Below are 20,134 nucleotides of genomic sequence, written 5' to 3'. Positions count from 1 at the left end.
TGCCTGCCTCTCCTCTCTGTTCTCTGTTCTCCGGTCTCCGTACGTGTCGCGACTCAGCCGGGACCGGGCTCGGTGAGCAGCGGGTACACGCCGTTCTCGTCGTGGTCCTCCCGGCCGGTGACGGGCGGGTTGAAGACGCAGAGGCAACGGAACTCGTGCTTCACGCGCAGGGTGTGCCGCTCGTGGCCGTCCAGGAGGTACATGGTTCCCGGCGTGATCGTGTAGGTCAGGCCCGTCTCCTCGTCGGTGAGTTCGGCCTCTCCCTCCGTGCAGACCACGGCTTCCACGTGGTTCGCGTACCACATGGACGTCTCGGTGCCGGCGTACAGGACGGTCTCGTGCAGGGAGAAGCCGACGCGTTCCCCGGCCAGGACGATGCGCTTGCTCTCCCAGGTGCCGGATGCCGCCCTGACGTGGCGGTCGGTGCCCTCGAGATCCCGGAACGAGCGGACGATCATGGTGGTGCCCTTCGTGGTGTGCGGCGGGGTGCCGGTCAGGCGGTTTCGCGGACGGAGCGGGCGAGGATGCCGAGGCCCTCGTCGAGTTCGTCGGCGGTGACGGTGAGCGGCGGGAGCAGCTTGACGACCTCGCCCTCGGGGCCCGAGGTCTCGATGAGGAGACCGTGCTCGAAAGCCCTCCGGCTCACAGCGGCCGCACGCTCCTTGTGTGCGAACTCGATGCCCCAGGCCAGTCCGCGGCCGCGGTACGAGGCCCCCAGCCGGGCGTGCTCGGCGCACAGCTCGCGCAGCGCTCCCTCGATGCGCGCGCCCTGCGCGAGGGTCCGCTCGCGCAGGACGCCGTCGGCCCAGTAGGTCTCCAGGGCGGCCGTCGCGGTGACGAAGGCCGGATTGTTGCCGCGGAAGGTGCCGTTGTGCTCGCCCGGTTCCCAGAGGTCCAACTCGGGCTTGAACAGGCACAGGGACATGGGGAGTCCGTAGCCGCTGATGGACTTCGAGAGGGTGACGATGTCGGGAGTGATGCCCGCCTCCTCGAAGGAGAAGAACTCGCCGGTCCGGCCGCAGCCCATCTGGATGTCGTCGACGATCAGCAGCATGTCGCGGCGCCGGCACAGGTCCGCGAGCGCGCGGAGCCATTCCGCGCGCGCCACGTTGATGCCGCCCTCGCCCTGGATCGTCTCGACGATGACCGCCGCCGGGTGGTTGAGGCCGGATCCCTGGTCCTCCAGCAGGCGCTCGAACCAGAGGAAGTCGGGGACCCTGCCCCCGAGGTAGTTGTCGAAGGGCATCGGGGTGCCGTGGACCAGGGGGACACCGGCGCCGGCCCGTTTGAAGGCGTTGCCCGTCACCGCGAGCGACCCGAGCGACATGCCGTGGAAGGCGTTGGTGAAGGACACGACCGACTCGCGGCCCTTGGCCTTCCGCGCCAGCTTGAGCGCCGCTTCGACGGCGTTGGTCCCGGTGGGCCCCGGGAACATCACCTTGTAGTTCAGCGCGCGGGGTTCGAGGACGTGGGACCGGAAGGCTTCGAGGAAGGACCGCTTGGCGGTCGTCGACATGTCGAGCCCGTGCGTGATGCCGTCCCGCTCCAGGTAGTCGAGCAGGGCCCGCTTGAGGACGGGGTTGTTGTGCCCGTAGTTCAGGGAACCGGCGCCCGCGAAGAAGTCCAGGTAGCCGCTGCCGTGTTCGTCGTACAGCCGGCTCCCCGTGGCGCGCTCGAAGACGACGGGCCAGGCGCGGCAGTAGCTGCGCACCTCGGACTCCAGGGTCTCGAAGACGGACAGGACCGGCTCGGTCATGGTCAAGGGAACTCTCCAATGAGTGTGGGGGTGTTCGGTGCGGATGGTTCGGTACGGAGCGTGCGGTCCGGTGTCAGAAACGGAGCGGCCCGATGCGGTGCAGGACCTCCGGGGCGTACCCGCGGTCCGGGAACTCCTCCGGGGCGAACAGCACTTCGCGGGTGAGCGTGGCGCCGTGCCGCGCGGCGTACGAGGCGAACAGCCGTTCCGACGCGAGGTTGCCGGGGGAAATGGTGGTCTCGAGGGAGCTCAGGCCGTGTTCGGACGCCACGCGGGCGGAGAGGCCGTCGAGCAGGGCCCCGGCGATGCCCAGGCCCCGGACGGACTCGTCGACGGCAATCTGCCAGACGAGCAGGGTGCCCGGGCTCTCGGGCCGCAGGTATCCGCTGACGAATCCGACGGCCCGCCCGGACGCGTCACGGGCCACCGCGGAGGTGCCGGCGAAGTCACGGCACCAGAGGAGGTAGCTGTAGGCCGAGTTGAGGTCCAGCGTCCCGGAGTCGCGGGCGAGGCGCCACAGCAGGCGGCCGTCGCCCGGGCGGGGGCGGTCGATGCGCGTCGCCGTGGTGGTCGCGGCGGACGGGCTGGTTGGCGTGGACGGGCTGGTCGGCGGGGTCTTCCGGTAATGGGCCAGTTCTGCATGAGCAGTCATGCGGGCCGAAGCTACCGAGGGTTGGCGCGGATTGCACTGGCCTGAGGGGTTACGGGGAGGCCGTTGTCCGTGATAGATGGAAACGCCTCCCCGAGGGCGAGAAACTGCCGACAGTGCGCCCGGTTTCATCCGGAAAATGCCGACATTCTCACCCCACCCTCGCTTTTATAACGAGGAGATAACGTCTTTGCCCTGTCTCATATTTTCCTTATGAATGTGATGTCTTCGTCGGCGGAGCGGGGTTTGGTTTGCGGCTCAGCGGTCAGAAGGTGGCCGCCGTCAGGGTGAGGGTCTGCTCCGCCGAGGTGCGGGCGCCGCCGACAGGGCTGCCGCTGGTGTCGGCCCAGGCGCGGGTGGGGGTGGTCTCGGCGAGCCGGCCGGACGTGCCCGAGAGGCCGATCACGAGTCCGCTGTAGCGGTTCACGAGCCGGTAGGTGCCGGTGGGCTTGCCGTCGGCCGTGGAGTTCGCGATGACGAACCACTGCTGACCCACGGTGGGCCCGCTCCGCGGCGCCTTCGTCACGGTGGGCTTGGCCGCCCAGGCGCGCCCCGCGTTCGCCTTGGCGTCGACGCCGAGGAGCTGGCGGGTGGAGGCGTTGGCGATGCGGTACGAGCCGTCGCCGTTGGGGGTGAACACCCACTGGCTGAGGGCCGACGTGCCGCCGGAGGGGAGGGAGGTGGTCGCCGTACCGCCCTGGACCTGGGCGAGGCGGCGGCCGGTGCCGCCGGCGATCGTGTAGGTCTTCCCCGGATCGACGACCGCGGCGGGAGCGTTCGTGTCGATCACGGTCTCGTAGTACTCGCCGTCGGCGCCCCCGGAGCAGAAGAACGAGCAGTACGAGCGGAACTTCTTGCCGACGATGGTCGAGCCCGTCTTGTTCACCGAGTCCAGGACCCAGCGGTACCAGGAGCCGGTGCGGTACGCGCCGGAGTCGCCGGCGAGGCGCCACTTCTGGGTGGCGAGGTTGTCGGTGACGTAGAAGCGCTGCGGTTCGCTGCCGTCCTGGTTGACCGCCTCGGGCTGGCCGACGTACAGCCCCAGGTAGGCGTTGTAGGCGATGTTCATCGTCAACAGGTCCGACTTCGCGGGTAGTTCACCAGCGGCCTGCTGTTCCTGGACGGTGCCGGGGTTCGACGGGTCGTAGTCCTGCGCCACGGGGGTGTACCCGGTGACGTGAGTGGCGTCGACGGGTTCCATGTTGCTTTCCAGGCCGCCCGTGCCGGGCTGGGACCATGCACCGTCGTACCACTTCTGCCATGAACCGGGCGCCATCTTCCCGGACATGGGGGCGCGGGCCACGTGTGCCCGGCTGCCCGCGGTCCAGGCGCCGGGGACGCCGCCCTTCGGGATGACGCGGGAGTTGTAGTAGACGTAGAAGTAGCCGGAGGCGGTGTCCACGAACAGGCGGGCATCGCCGTTCCCGTAGTGGTACGTCTGGTGCGGGAAGGCCGCGGTGTCGTCCCGGAGGGTGCTGTAGGGCGAGGTGAGCACGTGGTCCTTGATGGCCCACGTCCTGCCCTGGTCCTTGGAGACGGCGTAGTCGATCGCGTCGTAGTGCAGGCCGTCGCCGAAGGGGCGCGGGGTGAACTCGTTGTGGACCAGCCCGTACCAGTCGCCGGTGTCGGGATCCACCCACACGCCCATCAGGTCGCAGTAGTTCTTCTGCGCGTAGTGGGAGGTGTCCGGGGCGTACGTGGCCTCGCGCCCGGTCGGGCTGTTGTTGCACCGCCAGGTGGTGTCGTCGTTGCGGTCGGCTGCGTTCGCCGGGTTGACCGCCGTGCTCAGCGAGGCGGAGCGGGTGGCGGAGTCGAAGTCCTTGCCGGTGTAGAAGGTCCACTTGCGGGGATCGTTCGCCGCGTACAGGGCGTGCGCCGACTGGTAGTAGAACGCGCCGTTCTTGTCGATGTACGTGGCGGCCGGCGTGTCGTCGGGGTTGGTCCAGGAACCCTTGGCGCCGATGGAGACGGTGTACGTGGCCGTGGGGGACTGGCTCGACCGGACCGGCCGGGCCGATGCCGGAGCGGTGGCCAGGGTGCCGAACAGGACCGCGGCCGCGGCGGCCAGTGCGACGGCGGTCCTCATCCCGGGAGGGGTTGACACGGGTACTCCTCTCTTGCCCGGGCCGTCCGCGGGGGGTGGGGGCGGACGAGGAGCCCGGGGTGGCGAGTGGTGCGGGGGCGTGGGGGTGTGGGGGCGTGGGGGTGTGCGCGCCTGTCTGCGACAGGGCGGCAATTAATTTGTATAGAAGCCGAATTAATAAATGGCTGTCAAGGCTCGTTACACCCCTGCCCCGAAGGCCGATCGGCTTCAGGGGCCATTAAGGACGGTCTGGGCATGCTCGTCGCCCTTTTCCCCGACCGATCCTGGACCTCCCCTCATGCTTCGCTCGATCAAGCGCCGCGCGTACGGTGCCTCCTCCCGCCGCGCCGGTACCGCGGCGGCCGCGCTGGTGCTGGCCACCCTCACCGGCTGCTCCTCCCTCAACGGGGTCGTCTCGCCGGCATCCGTCCGCACCGCGGCGGCCCGCTCCGCCGGCGCGCACACCTCCGGGCCGGTGGACTGCACCGTGGCCAAGTGCGTGGCCCTCACCTTCGACGGCGGCCCGAGCGAACCGACCCCGAGCCTGCTCGACCTCCTGAAGAAGGAGGGGATCCGGGCCACGTTCTTCCTCCAGGGGAAGGGCCACACCGACACCTATCCCGACACCGTGCGCCGCATGGCCGACGAAGGCCACGAAATAGCGAACCACACCTGGTCGCACGAGAACCTGACCGAGCTCACGCCCGACGGGATACGCGCCGAGATCGAGCCGGTGCAGCAGCAGATAGCGAAGGCGACGGGCCACGCCCCCACCCTCATGCGGCCTCCGGGCGGCGCCACCGACGACAAGGTGTCGAAGGTGATGAAGGAGCTCGGGCTGGCCCAGATCCTGTGGAGCGTCACCGCGAAGGACTTCGCGACCACCGACACCGCACTCATCAGGAAGCGCGTCCTCGACCAGACCGAACGGGACGGGATCATCCTGCTCCACGAGCGGTACGCCGGGACCATCCCCGCCGTCCCCGGCATCATCGAGGAACTCCACCACCGTGGGTACACCTTCGTGACGGTGTCCGAGCTCCTCTCGCCGGCCCGCCCCGAACCGGGCAAGGTCTACCGGCCGTGACCCCGCCCGCCCCACGGGCACCCCGCTAACAGGGCAGTCTCAGCAGGAACGCCGCTCCCCGGTCGGCCGGCGCGACGGCGAGGGTGCCTCCGTGGTGGCGGGCGAGGTCCCGGGCGATGGCGAGGCCGAGGCCGCTGCCACCGGAGTCCCGCGTGCGTGCTTCGTCCAGGCGCGTGAAGCGGTCGAAGACGCGTTCGCGGTCGCTGTCGGCGATCGGGGCGCCGTCGTTGTGGACGGTGCACTCCACCCATCCGGGCGCTGCGGCGAGGGTCACGGTCACCCGGGTGTCGGCGTGCCGGGCCGCGTTGTCGAGGAGGTTGCGCAGCAGGCGCCGCAGCTGGTCGCGATCGCCGTGCACGGTGACGGGCTCGGGAGGGGCGTCGAGGGTGAGGTCCGCGGTGGCTCCGGGCCGGGTGTGGGGCAGCTCGATGAGGAGTTCCCGTACGAGCTCGGTGAAGTCCACCGGCGTCCGGTCCGGCCCTGCCCCGGGGGAGTTGTCCAGCCGGGCGAGGGTCAGCAGGTCGTCGACGAGGTACTGCAGTCTCGTCGTGGCCTGCAGGGCGTCGCCCAGGGCGGCGGGCCGCCCGGGATGGGCCACGGCGACCTCGAGTACGGTGCGCAGGCCCGTGACCGGGCTGCGCAGCTCGTGGGCCGCGTCGGCGATGAAGCGCTGTTGGCGGCGGGCGTGGGCGTCGAGGACGTCGAGGGTGTGGTTGGTCGTGCGGGCGAGCCGGGTGATCTCGTCCTCGGCGACGGGTACGGGGACCCGGGTGCCGGAGCCCGGCTGGTCGACGGTGGCGAGGCGGCTGCGGATGGCCTCCACCGGCCGCAGGGCACGCGTGGTCGCCACCCAGGCGGAGAGGGCGACGAGCAGGGCGGCCAGCGGGACCGCGCCGGCCAGGGCCGGTACGAGGGCGTCGGCGGCCCGGGTCGCCTCGGAGGGGGTGAGGGCGACGTAGACGGTGTAGCGCCCGGGCGGTGGTGCCGCCGGGTTGGGGGCGGCGGGCGGCTGGACCTCGATGCTGGTCCCGGCCATGTCGACGGTCTGCCCGGCGAGGGTCGCCGCCTGCGCGAGGCAGCCGGGGAGGGTCTGCCCGGTGGAGGTGCGGACGGGGTCCGGCCGGCAGCCGGGGGCCGGGTCGCCGAAGCGGACCGTACGGACCGTCGCCCATGCGGGGCGGGCCGACGCGGGCGCGGGAGGGAGCTCCTTCACGGCCTCGGGGAAGGCCTGCGGGAGCCACGAGGCGAAGGGCCCGTCCGGGCCGATGACCAGTACGGGTGATCCGAGGAGGATGTCGCTGGTGGCCTCCCGGTCCCTGGCCCGGACACCGGCGAACTCCAGGGCGACGGACCGGGACTGGGCCAGGGCGCGGCCCCGCGCCGCCCCCATCTCGGTGGTGTACACGTCGCGGTGCAGCCACCACGCGCCGGCGCCGGAGAGGACCAGGGCCGCCGTACCCGCGGCCAGGGCCGTACGGGCCCGGGTGGGCAGGCGCCGCCACCAGGCCGACGTCCGGGCGGAGTTGCCGGATGCGGACTCAGGCATGGGCCTCGTCCAGCCGGTAGCCGCGTCCCCTGACGGTCACGATGCTCCGGATGCCGTAGGGCTGGTCGATCTTGCGGCGCAGCAGGCTGACGTAGACCTCCACGATGCTCGCCGAGCCCCGGTAGGCGATGTCCCAGGCCTCGCCGAGGATGGTCTCCTTCGACAGCACCCGGCCCGGCTCGCGCATCAGGCACTCCAGTACCGCGAACTCCTGGCCGGTGACCTCGATGCGCTCGCTGCCGCGCCCACAGGTCCGCGCCTGCGGATCGAGCCACAGGTCGCCGACCCGCAGCACGTCCTGCGCTCCGGACCCCTCGGCCTCACGGGCGCTGCGGCGGATCAGTGCGCGCAGGTGCGCCGTGAGGACGAGCAGGGAGAACGGCTTCGTCAGGTAGTCGTCCGCGCCGATGTCCAGGCCGTGCGCCTCGTCGAGCTCTCCGTCCCTGGCCGTCAGCATCAGCACCGGGGTGTCCACGCCCAGCGCTCTGAGCCGCCCGCACACGGCGAATCCGCTCAAGGAGGGCAGCATGACGTCCAGGACGATCGCGGCGAACCGGCCCGTGGCACCGAGGTCCACCGCGGCCAGGCCGTCGGACGCGAGGGTGACCGCGTACCCCTCGCCCTCCAGGCCCTCCCGCACCGCGGCCGCGATGACCGGATCGTCCTCCACCAGCAGAATGTCCACGATGTCAGGATGCCATCCAGGAGCCGCTGCCCCGTGCGGACGGGGCTTCAGGAACGGTTAAGCATGATCTGCGCACAGTGGGGCACGACCGGCAGTACGGCCGCCCCCGGCCTCCGTCACCGAAAGGCGCGGCGCCGCATGCGCATTTCCTTCCTGCTCCACAACGCGTACGGCATCGGAGGCACGATCCGGTCGACGTTCAACCTGGCCGCGGCGCTCGCGGAACACCACGACGTGGAGATCGTCTCGGTCCTGCGCAACCGCGGCGTCCCGGTCATGGGCGCGCCTCCCCGGGTGACCCTGACGCCGCTGGTCGATCTGCGCCCGGACTCCCCGGACTACGACGGCGACGACCCGCGGCACGCGCTGCCCGCCGGGGTCTTCCCCCGGGCGGACGGCAGGCACCGGCAGTACAGCCGGCTCACCGACGAGCGCATCGGGCGGTACCTGTCGACCCTGGACGCCGATGTGATCGTGGGGACCCGGCCGGGCCTGAACGTGCACATCGCCCGCCAGGCGCACCGCGCCGCCGTCCGGGTGGGCCAGGAACACCTCGCGCTCTCGAACCACGGCTTCCGCGTGCGCCACGAGATACGCCACCGCTATCCGCTCCTCGACGCCCTCACCACCGTCACCGAGGCCGACGCGCACGCCTACCGGCGGTTCGGCCCGCCCTCGATGAGGGTGGAGGCCATACCGAACAGCGTGCCCGCCACCACCGTGGAACCGTCCGACGGCACCGGCAAGGTGGTCGTCGCGGCGGGCCGGCTCACTGCGGCGAAGCGCTACGACCTGCTCGTACGGGCCTTCGCGCAGGTCGCCGCCGGCCATCCGGACTGGGAACTGCGCATCTTCGGCAGCGGCGACGCCACCGGCAACGAGAGGGCCGGGCTGTCCGCCCTGATCGAAGAGCTCGGCCTGAGCGGCCGGGCCCGTCTCATGGGCGACGCCCACCCGTTGGACCGGGAGTGGGCCAGGGGATCCATCGCCGCCTCCACCTCCGACCGGGAGTCGTTCGGCATGACCCTCGTCGAGGCGATGCGCTGCGGCCTCCCCGTCGTCTCCACGGACTGCCCGGTCGGACCGCGCGAGATCATCCGGGACGCGGTCGACGGACACCTCGTCCGCCCCGGCGACACCGACGGCATCGCCGCCGCGCTGACGAAGCTGATGGCCGATGACGGGCTGCGGCGGCGCATGGGCGGAGCGGCACTGAGGAACTCGGCCCGCTTCGATCCGGCGCACATCGCCGAACGGCACCTGGACCTCTACCGGGACCTGCTGCGGCGCGGTCCCGGCCGGCGCACGCTCGGCCCCGCGCGGGAGGCGTCGCACCGCGCGCGGGTCGGCGCGATCGACGCGGCACACGCCCTGCGCGCCACGGCCCGCGGAGCCCTGGCGAGGGCGGGCGCAGGTGGACGCCGCGGCACCGGGTGAGTGCGGGATTCGACATACCGGCGATGCCGGGGACCGCCCGGACCGGGCATGATCCTTCGTCGAAGACCCTTCACGACGACGAAAGCGCGGATCATGCCGACCACCATCACCGTCCGGGAAGTCCGCGACGCCGACTTCCCGCAGTGGCGCGCCCTCTACCGCGGCTACGCGGACTTCTACCGGGTCGAACAGACCGAGGAGGCCGCCGCACGCGTGTGGGGATGGGTGAACGACCCCGCCCACGAGGTGAGCGCCCTCGTCGCCGAGGACGGGGACGGCCGGCTGATCGGCCTGGCGCACTACCGTCCGTTCGCCCGTCCCCTGTCGGCCACCACCGGCGGCTACCTCGACGACCTGTTCGTCGACCCGGACCACCGGGGTTCCGGCGCGGCCGATCTCCTGCTGGGGGCCCTGCGGGAGATCGCGGCCGAGCGCGGCTGGAGCGTGGTCCGCTGGATCACGGCCGACGACAACCACCGCGCCCGGGCCAAGTACGACCAGCTGGCCACTCGTACGATGTGGGTCACCTACGACATGGCGCCCGGCGACTGATCGAACGTGCGGTCAGCTGCCGGCGGAGGCGTTGCCGGACAGGACCGGGATGTTGCTGAGGATGTGCGAGAGAGCCTCGTCGCCCTTGGCCTGGGTGGAGTTCTCGGCGCACTGCTGGTTCTGCGGGTTGGACAGGACGTTGACGTCCTGGACGCCCACGTTCGCGAGGACGGCGACGAGCGACTGAGCGTTGACCTTGACCGGCAGGCCGATGCAGGGCTTGTTCGCGGCGCCCTGGATCACGGAGAGCTGCGGGCTCTTGTCGCCCTGCGTCTTCTGGTTGCCGTACGCCTGCACGGCACCGTTGCCGTTGACGGTGTTGATCCCGTTGTCGTTGCCGATGGCCATGGCCGGAGCGGCCATGGCGCCACCGGCGCCGATCGCGGCGGCGGTGGTGACAGCGGTGACCATCATCTTCTTCAGCATTGCCTGGTAATCCTTCACTGAGCGGGGCGGTACCCGTCGACTGGTTCGCCCTGGCAACGGCTGTGAGCCGCACACGTGGCGGCAAGTCACCCGTTTGCAGGAAGGGCCCGTTCAGAATCGGCAGCCCGCCGCCTTCGGGGCGCCGGTGCGGCGGGCGTCCATCCAGGCGATCGCGTCGTCCAGCGGGCCGTCGCCGATGGTGTGGCCCTGATCGGGGTAGTACGTGAACTCCAAGTCGGTGCCCTTGTCGCACAGTTCCCGGGCGAGCGTCTGGTTGAGGTTGCTCAGCACGTCGTTCCCGCCCTGCGGCAGCAGCACCGGGACCTTGATGGTCGTCGCGTTCGCGGCACTGGCCTTCAGCGCGGCGTTGAGGGGTGCCAGGTCGGCGCCCGGCCGCAGGATGTCCGGGGCGGGCGGCAGGTCGGGGTCGGCGCCCATGCAGGGCAGGGTCCAGATGCGGTCCGCGGCGGCCAGGCCCGCGGGGGTGAGCAGCTCGGCGGGTCTGACCGCAGGGTCGGCCGCGGCGGCTCCGTTGACGAGCAGCAGCAGGATCCCGGTGTAGGCGGTGGCCGTCGCGTCCTGCTGGGCGAAGAGGGCGGGCATCCACTCGAAGCCGACCGCCGGTGCGTTGGCGACCACGCCCTTGAGGTCGACGTCGGGGGCGTACGCGGCGGCGTGGTGCGCGCTCCACAGCGCCGCGTGCCCGCCCTGTGATCCGCCGTAGACGAGCGTGGTCGCGGACGCCCCCGGGGCGATCCCGCGGGCGGCGCGGACGATGTCCAGGGTGGCGTACGCGGCGGACTCGCCGTTCAGGTACGGGTGCCGGATCCCGGTCACGCCCAGGCCGATGTAGTCGGGCTGTACGACGAGGAACCCGCGCGCGAGCAGCTTTCCGACCGGGCTCGCGTCCTGCAGCCCGGCGAAGGCCGGGATGCGGGACGGGGCGCACGCGGAACCGATGCCCATGGTGCCGTGGTCCACGGCGGCGACGGGCCACCCGCCGGAGGGCGCGGGCCCGTCCGGAACGGTCACCAGCCCGCTCGCGGCCACCGGCTTGCCGTCCGTGCCGGTGCTCAGGTACATCACCAGGACGGTGTGCGACGGCACCGTCAGCGCCGCCTCCGTTGGCGCGTAGGGGCGTTGGCGGATCACCGTGCCGGGCTTGCCCGGGGGCAGCGGGTTCGGGGGGTCGTAGAAGGCGTCGCCTTCGGGTACCGGCGCGGACGCGGTCCGCCCTTCCGGGCCGCGCCCCTGCGCGCTGCGGTCGTCCCCGCCACCGGTGCAGCCCGACAGCGCCAGCGCCGCGGCGATCGCACCGGCGACGGCCCAACGGGCCGCTCGGCCGGGCAGGTTGTGCCGATGTCCGTGCGGCAAGGAGGAACTCCTCTGCGTACGCGGCAGCCGTGCGGTGCTCCCTGTGATGCTTCCTGTGGTGTTTCTTGCAGCGCTTCGTGCGGTGCCTCGTGCGGTGCTTCGTGCGCGAAACGCTAGCCGAATGCATTTTCGACGTCTACGCCTCCCGCAGACGGGCCCGGCCCTTCCCGGGGAGGGGAAGGGCCGGGCCGCCGTGGCAGTGGCGCAGGATCAGGAGGCGAAGCAGAGCGACTGGCCGGTGCCGAAGCCGTAGCAGTCGATGCGGCGCGAAGCGGTGGCCGTCAGACCGGAGTTGTCCGTGACCGTCAGCTCGGCGGTGTAGCTGCGCTGCCCGGCCGGGTAGCGGTGGGCGACGGTGACGCCGGTGCCCGTGGCGGTGTCGCCGAACTTCCACTTGTACGAGGCGATCGAGCCGTCGGAGTCCTTGGAGGCCGAGGCGTCGAAGGAGCAGTCCTGGTACCAGCAGGACAGCGAGAACGCGGCGGTCGGCGGGGTGCCCGTCGGCGGCTGCGTCGTCCCCGCGGTGACCGGCTTGGTGACGGTGGCGGTGCGGCCCGAGTCGTCGGTGACGGTCAGCTTGACCGAGTAGGTGCCGGCGGCGGAGTACTCGTGGGAGGGCTTGACGCCCTCGCCCTTCGCACCGTCCCCGAACTCCCAGGCGTACGAGGCGATCGAGCCGTCCGGGTCCTTGGACGCCGAGGCGTCGAAGGCGCAGGAGGCGGCCGACGTCGAGCACTGGGCGGCGAAGTCGGCGACCGGCTCACCGGGCTCGGCGGGAGCGCCGAGCTTCGTCACGTTCAGGAACTTGTTGGGGGAGTTCGTGCCGGCCCCCGTCACCACACCCGACTGGGCGTTGTTCACGAGCGCGTCCCGCACCTGCTGCGGAGTGGCGTCGGGGTGCGCCGAGAGGTAGAGCGCCGCCGCTCCCGCCGTGTGCGGAGTGGCCATCGAGGTCCCGCTCATCGTCTGCGTGCCGCCACCCATCTTGGTGGAGACGATGGAGCCGCCGGGAGCGAACAGGTCCAGGCAGGAACCGTAGTTGGAGAAGCTGGAGCGGGCGTCGTTGCTGTCCGTGGAGCCGAGGGTGATGGCCGCGGGCAGACGCGCCGGGCTGGTGTTGCAGGCGTCCCTGCTGTCGTTGCCGGCCGCGACGGCCACCGGCACGCCCGCGTTGATGACCCCGGCCACGGCGTCGTCGAGCGCCCGGTCGGCGCTGCCGCCCAGGGACATGTTGACGACGGCCGGCTTCTTGGCGTTCTTCGCGATCCAGTCCATCCCGGCCGCGATCTGCTCCGTGGAACCGGAACCCTGGCAGTCGAGCACGCGCACCCCGACCAGCTTGACGTTCTTCGCGACGCCGTACGCGCCGCCGCCCACGGTCCCCGCGACGTGCGTGCCGTGCCCGTGGCAGTCGGCGGAGTCCGCGTCGTTGTCGATGAAGTCGTAGCCCGAGGAGGCGCGGGAGCCGAAGTCCGCGTGCTGCCGGTACAGGCCGGTGTCCGCGATGTACGCGGTCACCCCGCTGCCGTCGTTCGGGTAGGCGTAGGAGCCGTCCTTCGCCCCGTCGACGCGGTCGATGCCCCAGGACGGCGGGTTGGGCTGGGTCCCGGACACGCGGAAGACGGTGTCGGCCTGGACGTAGCGGACGCCCGGAGCGGCCGCGAGGCGGCGGGCCTGCTCCGGGGTCGCCTTCACGGAGAACCCCTTGAGGGCGGCCGTGTACAGCTGACGGACCGCCCCTCCGTGGCGGTCCGTCAGCGTCTTCGCCTCCCCGGCGGTCTCGGCCGTGGCGGCGGCGCGCAGGGAGGGCGCCCCGTCGAGGACGACGAGGTACCGGCCGCTCACCGTGTCCGCCGCGCCCTCGCCGAGGACCCGGCCCTCCGCGGGTCCGGCGTGGGCCTGGGTGGCGGCGCCGAACAGGCCGAGGACGGTCGCGGTGGCGGCACCGAGACATATGGCCCCGAGCCGGGTGCTTCTTGCCGCACGCTGTGCACGCATCCAACTGCTCCTACTGATCGGGTTCCTGGACACCCCGGCGTGGGGGCCGGGGCACGGGGATCACCCTCGTGACACCCGGGGGAGCACGGCAATCCGTACCCGGGTCCGTAGGAGTACCTATTCGCAGTCCGCGCGCGGCCCGGCGGCTACGGAGTACGTACCTCCGTGCGGCTGCTGACCTTCAGCTTGCGCAGCACCTTCGCCACGTGCTGCTCCACCGTGCGCGGCGAGAGGAACAGCAGCTCGGCGATCTCCCGGTTGGTCCGGCCGGAGGCCACCAGCCGGGCCACGTCCGCCTCCCGCGGCGACAGCCCCTCCCCGTACCCGGCCCGGCCGCGCCGGGGCGTCGTCACGTGCCCGCTCCCGCGCAGCGCCCGCCGGCACCGGGCAGCCTCCCGCACCGCCCCGATCCGCTCGAACTCCTCTACCAGGAGCGCCAGTTCACCGGCGTCCGGTACGCATTCCAGGGCCGCCTCCACGGCCTGGGCCGCACTGTGCGGCCGACGCAGCGCCGTGAACTCGGCCGCCGCCCGGCGATAGTGCGCCGCGGCCTCCCGAGGATCTCCGGCGGACCGGGCCACGGCCGCCCGGCACAGGGGCAGCGCCGCCAGCGCCAAGGGGTGGTCGCGCTCCGCGATGGCCTTGGCGTACTCGCCGGTCAGCCGCTCCGCGTCGGTGAAGCGGCCCGCGCGGACGTACGCGTCCACCCCGGCCGCGGCCAGGTCGCCGGCCCAGCCCCAGAGCCCCTTGTGCCGGACGCGGGCGAGCCCCCGGTCGGCCTCCGCGCAGGCCGCCGCGGCCCGGCCCCGCGCGAGGTGGATGCGTACCGCCGCGGCGCCCGCTGCGGCCAGGACCGGCGAAGCCGCGTTCTCCGGATCCCCCAGGGCGGCCGCCGCGAGGTGCTCCCCGGCCTCCTCCCACTCCCCGTGCGCGGCGCCGAGCAGCCCCAGCACGAGGCGCGCCTCCGACTCGATCCCCGAAGCGCCCTGGGCCGCCTCCCACACCTGCCGGGCCCGGTCGCCGAGCCCTTCCCAGCGCCCTTGGCTCCACTCCAGGCGCAGCACCGTCGCATCGATGATCCCGCGCAGGTACGGGGCTCCGCACGCGGCCGCTATCCGGTCGCCCTCCCGCCGGAACAGCTCGGCCTCCGAGTCCTTGCCCAGCCAGGCCGCGGCGTCCGCGAGGTTCCCGCACATCCGCGCGAGCTCCAGGCGCCCCGCCCGGTCCGCCGCGCCGGCGGCGAGCAGGGCCTCCGCCTCCCCGCGCACCGCCCCCTCGCCGAGGGACATCCGCAGCACGAGGTGGTTGCCCCGCACCGCGAGCCGCAGGGCCTCGTCCCCGTGCGAGGCGGCGATCCGCTCGGCGCGGGCGATCCACTCCAGGTAGACCGGGTACGGTTCCCCGCCCCAGGTCGGCATGGCGAGCCCCGCCATGCCCCGCGCGGCGCGGGCGGGCCGCTCGCGGAGCTCGGCGACGGCGCGGGCGGTGTCCAGCCGGCCCTGGCGGTGGTCGCCGGCCTGGTTGTTCAGCAGCAGTCCGAGGTTCAGCCGGATGTCCCCGCGCACCGCGTCGGGCAGCGCCGCGCCCTCGTCGACCACCCGGCGCAGCAGCCGGGCGGTCCGCCGGTGGGTGAGCCCGATCGTGGCCGCGCGGCTGAGCCGCAGGGCGAGCCGGGCGCAGTCCTCGGCAGGCAGCGCGGGGTCGTCGAGGAGCCCTTCGAGGAGTTCCACGGCGAGCGCCGTGTCCCCGATCTCCCGGGCGTGCTCGGCGGCGTCCTCCGCGTAGCGGCGCCACTGCGCCACGGCCCCGGCCTGCCGGGCGTGGAAGGCGAGCCGTACGAGCGGGGGTGCGGGCAGCGCGGACAGCGCGGTCACGGCCCGCAGGTGCAGGCGCCGGCGCTCCGGACCCAGCAGGGCCTCGTACACGGCCTGTTGGGCCAGCCCGTGCCGGAATCCGTACCGGTCCTCGCCCCAGTCGTGGAGCACCCCGGCCCGCAGCGCGGCCCCCACCGCCCCGGCACCGGCCTCCTCGTCGAGCCCCGCCACCGCGGTGACCAGGGCTTCCTGCGCGGGGTCGCGGAGCACCGCGGCCGCGTGGACCACGGCCAGGGCGGGCGCGTCCAGACCGGCGGTGCGGTCGGCCATCGCTTCCTGGAGCAGGGCGGGCACGGCGGTGGGGGCGCCCGGACCGCGGACGAACTCCTCCAGGACGAAGGGGATCCCGGCGGTCCGCTCGTGCAACTCGCCCGCCAGCCTTGCGGATACGGGTCCGCCGGTGAGCGCGGCGGCCAGGACGCGCACCTCGCCCGCGTCGAGCGCCTCCAGCCGCATCAGCAGGGACTCGTGACCCGGCGTCCGCCGGTAGGCGCGCCCCAGTGGCAGCCCGGGCGCGGGCAGGTCCTCCCGGCGGTACGTCAGGACGACGGCGAGCCCCGGCGGCGGATCCTCGATCAGGAACCGGATCAGGTCGCGGGTGCCGTCGTCGGCCCAGTGGAGGTCCTCCACGACGAGCACGGCCGGACACACGGCGGCCAGCAGCGCCCCCACCGCCCGGAAGATCCGGTGCGTGGCGGCGGCCGGGTCGTGCAGCGGCTCGCACGGCGGGGGAAGCCGCTCGGCGAGCTCGGGCAGGTAGGGGCGCAGCGCCCCGCACACCGGGCTGAGCCCCGCCGGGACGGCGTGCGCGAGGGTGCGCAGCACGTCGAACAGCGGCCCGTACGGGAACGGTTCGCGCAGCGGCGGACAACTCCCCGACAGCACCCGCGCAGCACGGTCCGGCCGCCGCGCGAGCACCTCGCGCACCAGCCGCGTCTTGCCGATCCCGGCCTCGCCCTCGATCAGCACCACGGCGGGCGGCCGGGCCAGCGCGGAACGCATCGCCCGAATCTCCGCATCCCGTCCGACCAGCACCGATGCGCCCATCCCCGCCGTCATGCGGGTGGAGTCTACGCAGCACCACAGGCCCCCGGTAGGGGTCCCGGCCCTGCCGGGGCCGGGCGGCGGCGCCCCGTGTCAGCGTCGGGCGGCGCGCCTCATTGTTCCTGGGGCGGTTTGCCCTCCGCCGCGGAGACTTCGACGAATTCCACCTGGCCTTTGGCGTTGAGGCGCAGGACCGGAACGGCCTTGTTGCGCGGATTGCCGTTGTTCTGGAAGGAGATGAACCCGCTGGCCCCGGCCACCTGCTGGGTGCCGTCCATCTGGTGGAACATCCGGGCCACGGCGTCGCCGGCCACCTCGCCCTGCCAGCGGGCGGCCATCTGGATGCCGTGGGCCGCCGCGAGGACCGCGTCGTGGCCCATCAGGGCGCCGCCGTCCTCGCGGGTGTCGTGCGGGAACCACTGCTCCAGGATCCCGCCCGGCTGGAAGTTCTTCGCCGAGGGTGCGGACACCGCCTGCGGCGCCGCCCGGTACATGTCGGGGTGGGCGAGGCCGGTGTACAGCACCTCGATGCCCGTCTCGGCGGCGCGGGCGAGCTGTGCGGGGCTCAGGTTGGTCGTGTCGTCCCCGGTGAACACGGTGAACTTCTGGTCGGTGCAGCTGCGGTTGGCGAGCGCGTCGAGGAACCGGGTGAGGTGCAGGCCGCGGCCCGCGAAGTAGACGAGTTGCGGGCGCTGCTGGCACAACTGCCCCGGCATGTAACGCAGTTCGTTCTGCCAGGCGCTGCTGACGGAGGAGTCGTAGGTCATGCGCTCGGCGACCAGCTTGTGCGGGCCGCCGTCCTGGAACGCCTTGGTGAAGGCGTCGCCGAGGGTGGAGGAGTAGAGGTCTCCCTGCGCCACGTCCTGGATGACGACGCCGGTGGTGACCCCGCGCCGCTTGAGGTAGCCGGCGCCCGCGAACGCCTCGTCCTCGTTGGTGGGGGCGATCCGGACGAAGCCGTTGATGTCCTGGATGGTCGAGGCGGTCATGGTCGCGCCGACCATGGCGATGCCGTGCTCGGAGAAGAGCCGTATCGCGGCGAGGTTCTCCTCGGTGCTGGGTCCGAGGCCGGCCACCGCGACGAGCCGGTCCGGGGCGTCCTTGCGGGCGATCAGTTCGTCGGCGGTGTGCTTCCACTGCCGGGACTTGCTGCCCGGGTTGGCTATCAGCAGCCGGATCTTGGGAGTGGCGGCCAGATCGCCCTGGTTGTGCCGGTACTGGGCGAGGTAGGCGCCCTGGAGTTCGTGCCGGACGCCCTCGGCGGAGTTGCTGTCCGAGGCGGAGGTGGTGAAGGAGGTGTAGTACGCGACGCTGACGTACGGCTCCTTGGCCGCGTTGGCGACGACCCGGCGGTTCTCCTCCTCGATCTTCGCGCTGACGGCGTCGAGGTGCGCTGCGAAGACGTAGGATCCGTCGCTCACCCCGACGCACTCGTCGGCCGGTCCCTGTTCGACGACTCCGTCGGCGCATCTGGCCTGGCGTTCCTGGAACCAGCCCACGCCCAGCCAGAGCGCCGCGACGAGGGTGACGGCCGCGGCCGTGGCCAGCGCGACGCGGCGTACGACGTGCAGGGGCCATTCGAGTCTGGGCACGCGCTCAGCCCTCCCAGCCCGCGGTCTGGGGATCGCGCCATTGCCGGTACCGCTCCGCCTCGTTGAACAGGGCCACGATGTCGTTCCTCCGCAGTTGGGACAGCTGGGTGTAGCCGTCGGCGATCAGGTTCCCCAGCCGCATGGCCGGGTCGGCGAGCGGATCGCTCCACACCCAGCGGGTGGTCACCAGGGTGTGGATCACGGACTCGGTGTCCATCACGCGACCGGCCCGGCGCGGGACGATCCCGGAGAGGAGCTCCAGCGGACCGCTGTCGGAGGGGAGCCGGTTCGGAGCGGTGGTGATCGCATCGAACTCGGAGATCCACTGCGCGGCCGGTACGGCGGTGAAGCGCCGGGTCAGGTGCGAGGTGACCTCCTCGGTCCGCCCACGGGCGAGCTGGTGGTACATCTCCTGCACCGGCTTGCCCTCGCCGCGGTAGTACTCCGCGAGGAGTTCGTGCGCGGCGTCCCACGCGTCGGGCCGCGCGGCCAGCCGCCACAGGAGCAGCCGGCGCAGCCACGGATGGAGTACGGGCACCACGGCGACGGGCCCGGTCAGCAGCCAGCGGGCCCGGACGTCGCCGAACAGGGAGTCGTCGGGGCTGAGCAGCCGGGTGGCCACGGAGAAGTCCCGGGCGGCGGCGCATTCGGCCAGGGCCGCGCGCTGGGTTCCGTCGAAGTCGCGCAGGAGGTGGCCGAGGGCGGTGTCGGCGAGCGTGGCGGAGTGCTCCCCGGTACGCAGCGGCCGGTCGGGCAGCGTACGCAGCCAACGGTCCTGCTCGGGGCCGGAGTCGGGGAGCGGACCGGCCTGGCGCAACACGTCGAGCACCTGGTGGACGGCGCGCGGCAGCCCGCCCGTGAGCCGGTGCACGAAGGGGGTGAGCCGGGTCAGGGGGGCCAGGTCGCTGTGCCCGCCGAGCTGGAGCTCTATCCGGATCCGCACCTCGTCCAGATTGAGGTCGCGCAGGCGCAGCGGGTACCACCAGCTGTCCTCGCTGTCGCGGGGCGGCCGGTGGGCGTGCCAGTCGGCCAGGGAAGCACGGTCGGGGCCGCGCAGCTGCCAGGGCCAGGAGTCCCCGGTCGCCGGACCCCAGCGGGGCAGCCAGCGGTTGGAGCTGGCGACGACGGTCAGCGGATCGCTGGCGTGTCCCGCCACGACGGTCTGGTCGTGCCGGGAGCGCAGTAACAGGTCGAGGAAGTGCCGGCCGTACTCGGTGTGGGCGTTGTCCAGCAGCAGCAGGTAGGAGCGGGGCATGAAATTGCGGGCGGTGTTGCGCCTGAGGTCTTCCAGGAACGCCGAGAACAGGACGAGGTCGAGCCGTTCCTGTTCGTTCTCGTCGCCCTCGTGGCGCCACAGGTTGAGCTCCACCAGGGCTTCCATCGGGTCCGCGCTGCGGGTCATGGGATGGCGCCCGTACCAGTGGGCTCCCGTCGTGAGCCGGCTCCCCAGCCGGCCGCCGAGCAGACCGGGCACGGTGCGGCGGCCGCGCCGCAGGGCGTCCTGGAACAGGGCGAGCGCGGCACTGGAGGCGCCCTCGGGCATCCCGAGGGCGCCCATGCCCACCTCGAAGAAGGCTGCCAGGTAGTCGCCGTGGCGGGCCTCGTTCTCCTCCTGGAACCGGTCCAGCTGGCGCTGCACCGCGCGCCGGCCTTCCGCGAGGTTGCGCATGCGCAGTTCCTGGTCGGAGGCGAGCAGGCCGAGGCTGAGGAGGGGGAAGTGGGAGCGGCCGTAGCGGGGCAGCTTGCGTTCGAGCTGGCGGGCCAGGAGTCCGAGGGCGTAGCGCGGCAGCAAAGACTGGGCCCCGCCGAAGTTGACGAAGGCGAAGGGGTAGTCGGGCCCGAAGCGCTCCATGAGCGCGCTGTGCGCTTCGCTGGCTCCGCTGCCGGCCGGCCCGAGGAGCATGGTCAGGGGCCGCTCGGCCGCCGGGTCCTCCTTCAGGCAGGAGTCGACCAGCGACACGATGCCGCTGCGGCCCCGCAGGCCCATGCCCGTACCCGGCTCCATCACGTGTGATCCCCCCCAGGACGCGC

Annotated in this window: 15 protein-coding genes; 3 read left to right on the top strand and 12 right to left on the bottom strand. The window is 72.5% G+C overall.

What is annotated here, in order from left to right; all coding sequences use genetic code 11:
- Positions 1–53: 53 nt before the first annotated feature.
- The 4 genes from ACZ60J_RS03235 to ACZ60J_RS03220 all read right to left on the bottom strand — a co-directional run bounded on the left by ACZ60J_RS03235 (position 54) and on the right by ACZ60J_RS03220 (position 4,509).
- Positions 54–458 carry an ectoine synthase gene (locus tag ACZ60J_RS03235; protein WP_469678586.1) on the bottom strand — a complete coding sequence of 135 codons (405 nt, stop codon included), beginning with the start codon at positions 456–458 and terminating at the stop codon, positions 54–56.
- A 35-nt stretch (positions 459–493) separates the two neighbouring features.
- Complete coding sequence (ectB, locus tag ACZ60J_RS03230; protein ID WP_469678584.1) at positions 494–1,762, bottom strand: diaminobutyrate--2-oxoglutarate transaminase; 1,269 nt, start codon at positions 1,760–1,762, stop codon at positions 494–496.
- 67 nt (positions 1,763–1,829) lie between these two features.
- Positions 1,830–2,408, bottom strand: coding sequence for a diaminobutyrate acetyltransferase (gene ectA, locus ACZ60J_RS03225; RefSeq protein ID WP_469678582.1), 579 nt, complete (start codon positions 2,406–2,408; stop codon positions 1,830–1,832).
- 262 nt (positions 2,409–2,670) lie between these two features.
- Positions 2,671–4,509: an RICIN domain-containing protein gene (locus ACZ60J_RS03220; protein ID WP_469678580.1), complete on the bottom strand. Its 1,839-nt coding sequence runs from the start codon at positions 4,507–4,509 to the stop codon at positions 2,671–2,673.
- 277 nt (positions 4,510–4,786) lie between these two features.
- Between ACZ60J_RS03220 and ACZ60J_RS03215 the strand changes: the two genes are divergently transcribed.
- The gene (locus tag ACZ60J_RS03215; RefSeq protein ID WP_469678578.1) at positions 4,787–5,575 is read left to right on the top strand and encodes a polysaccharide deacetylase family protein; all 789 of its coding nucleotides are present in this window, start codon (positions 4,787–4,789) and stop codon (positions 5,573–5,575) included.
- Between the two features lie 25 nt (positions 5,576–5,600).
- Here the strand turns inward: ACZ60J_RS03215 and ACZ60J_RS03210 are convergent, their stop codons facing one another.
- Positions 5,601–7,121, bottom strand: a complete 1,521-nt coding sequence (locus ACZ60J_RS03210) for a sensor histidine kinase (protein WP_469678576.1) — start codon at positions 7,119–7,121, stop codon at positions 5,601–5,603.
- Positions 7,114–7,806: a response regulator transcription factor gene (locus ACZ60J_RS03205; protein ID WP_469678574.1), complete on the bottom strand. Its 693-nt coding sequence runs from the start codon at positions 7,804–7,806 to the stop codon at positions 7,114–7,116. Before ACZ60J_RS03205 ends, ACZ60J_RS03210 begins: the two co-directional genes overlap by 8 nt.
- 138 nt (positions 7,807–7,944) lie before the next feature.
- Between ACZ60J_RS03205 and ACZ60J_RS03200 the strand changes: the two genes are divergently transcribed.
- Together ACZ60J_RS03200 and ACZ60J_RS03195 are read left to right on the top strand one after the other, a co-directional pair.
- A complete protein-coding gene (locus ACZ60J_RS03200) occupies positions 7,945–9,243 on the top strand; it encodes a glycosyltransferase family 4 protein (RefSeq protein ID WP_469678572.1) in 1,299 nt (432 codons plus the stop codon).
- Positions 9,244–9,336: 93 nt separating this feature from the next.
- Positions 9,337–9,795 carry a GNAT family N-acetyltransferase gene (locus tag ACZ60J_RS03195; protein WP_469678570.1) on the top strand — a complete coding sequence of 153 codons (459 nt, stop codon included), beginning with the start codon at positions 9,337–9,339 and terminating at the stop codon, positions 9,793–9,795.
- Positions 9,796–9,807: 12 nt separating this feature from the next.
- Here ACZ60J_RS03195 and ACZ60J_RS03190 read toward each other — a convergent pair whose 3' ends face one another.
- From ACZ60J_RS03190 to ACZ60J_RS03165, 6 genes are all read right to left on the bottom strand, one after another.
- Entirely contained in the window at positions 9,808–10,221 is a 414-nt protein-coding gene (locus tag ACZ60J_RS03190; RefSeq protein WP_469678568.1) for a rodlin, read from the bottom strand.
- 111 nt (positions 10,222–10,332) lie between these two features.
- Complete coding sequence (locus ACZ60J_RS03185) at positions 10,333–11,595, bottom strand: lipase family protein (RefSeq protein WP_469678567.1); 1,263 nt, start codon at positions 11,593–11,595, stop codon at positions 10,333–10,335.
- Positions 11,596–11,805: 210 nt separating this feature from the next.
- Positions 11,806–13,593: a S8 family serine peptidase gene (locus tag ACZ60J_RS03180; protein WP_469678565.1), complete on the bottom strand. Its 1,788-nt coding sequence runs from the start codon at positions 13,591–13,593 to the stop codon at positions 11,806–11,808.
- Between the two features lie 146 nt (positions 13,594–13,739).
- The gene (locus ACZ60J_RS03175) at positions 13,740–16,514 is read right to left on the bottom strand and encodes an ATP-binding protein (protein ID WP_469679100.1); all 2,775 of its coding nucleotides are present in this window, start codon (positions 16,512–16,514) and stop codon (positions 13,740–13,742) included.
- A 110-nt stretch (positions 16,515–16,624) separates the two neighbouring features.
- Positions 16,625–18,103 carry a type 1 periplasmic-binding domain-containing protein gene (locus tag ACZ60J_RS03170; RefSeq protein WP_469678563.1) on the bottom strand — a complete coding sequence of 493 codons (1,479 nt, stop codon included), beginning with the start codon at positions 18,101–18,103 and terminating at the stop codon, positions 16,625–16,627.
- 4 nt (positions 18,104–18,107) lie between these two features.
- Positions 18,108–20,108, bottom strand: coding sequence for a hypothetical protein (locus tag ACZ60J_RS03165; RefSeq protein ID WP_469678561.1), 2,001 nt, complete (start codon positions 20,106–20,108; stop codon positions 18,108–18,110).
- Positions 20,109–20,134 lie beyond the last annotated feature (26 nt).

It is taken from the genome of Streptomyces sp. NPDC104226 (assembly GCF_055584085.1).
The sequence above is the reverse complement of the archived record's forward strand: the minus strand, read 5'-3'. Positions and strand labels throughout refer to the sequence as shown.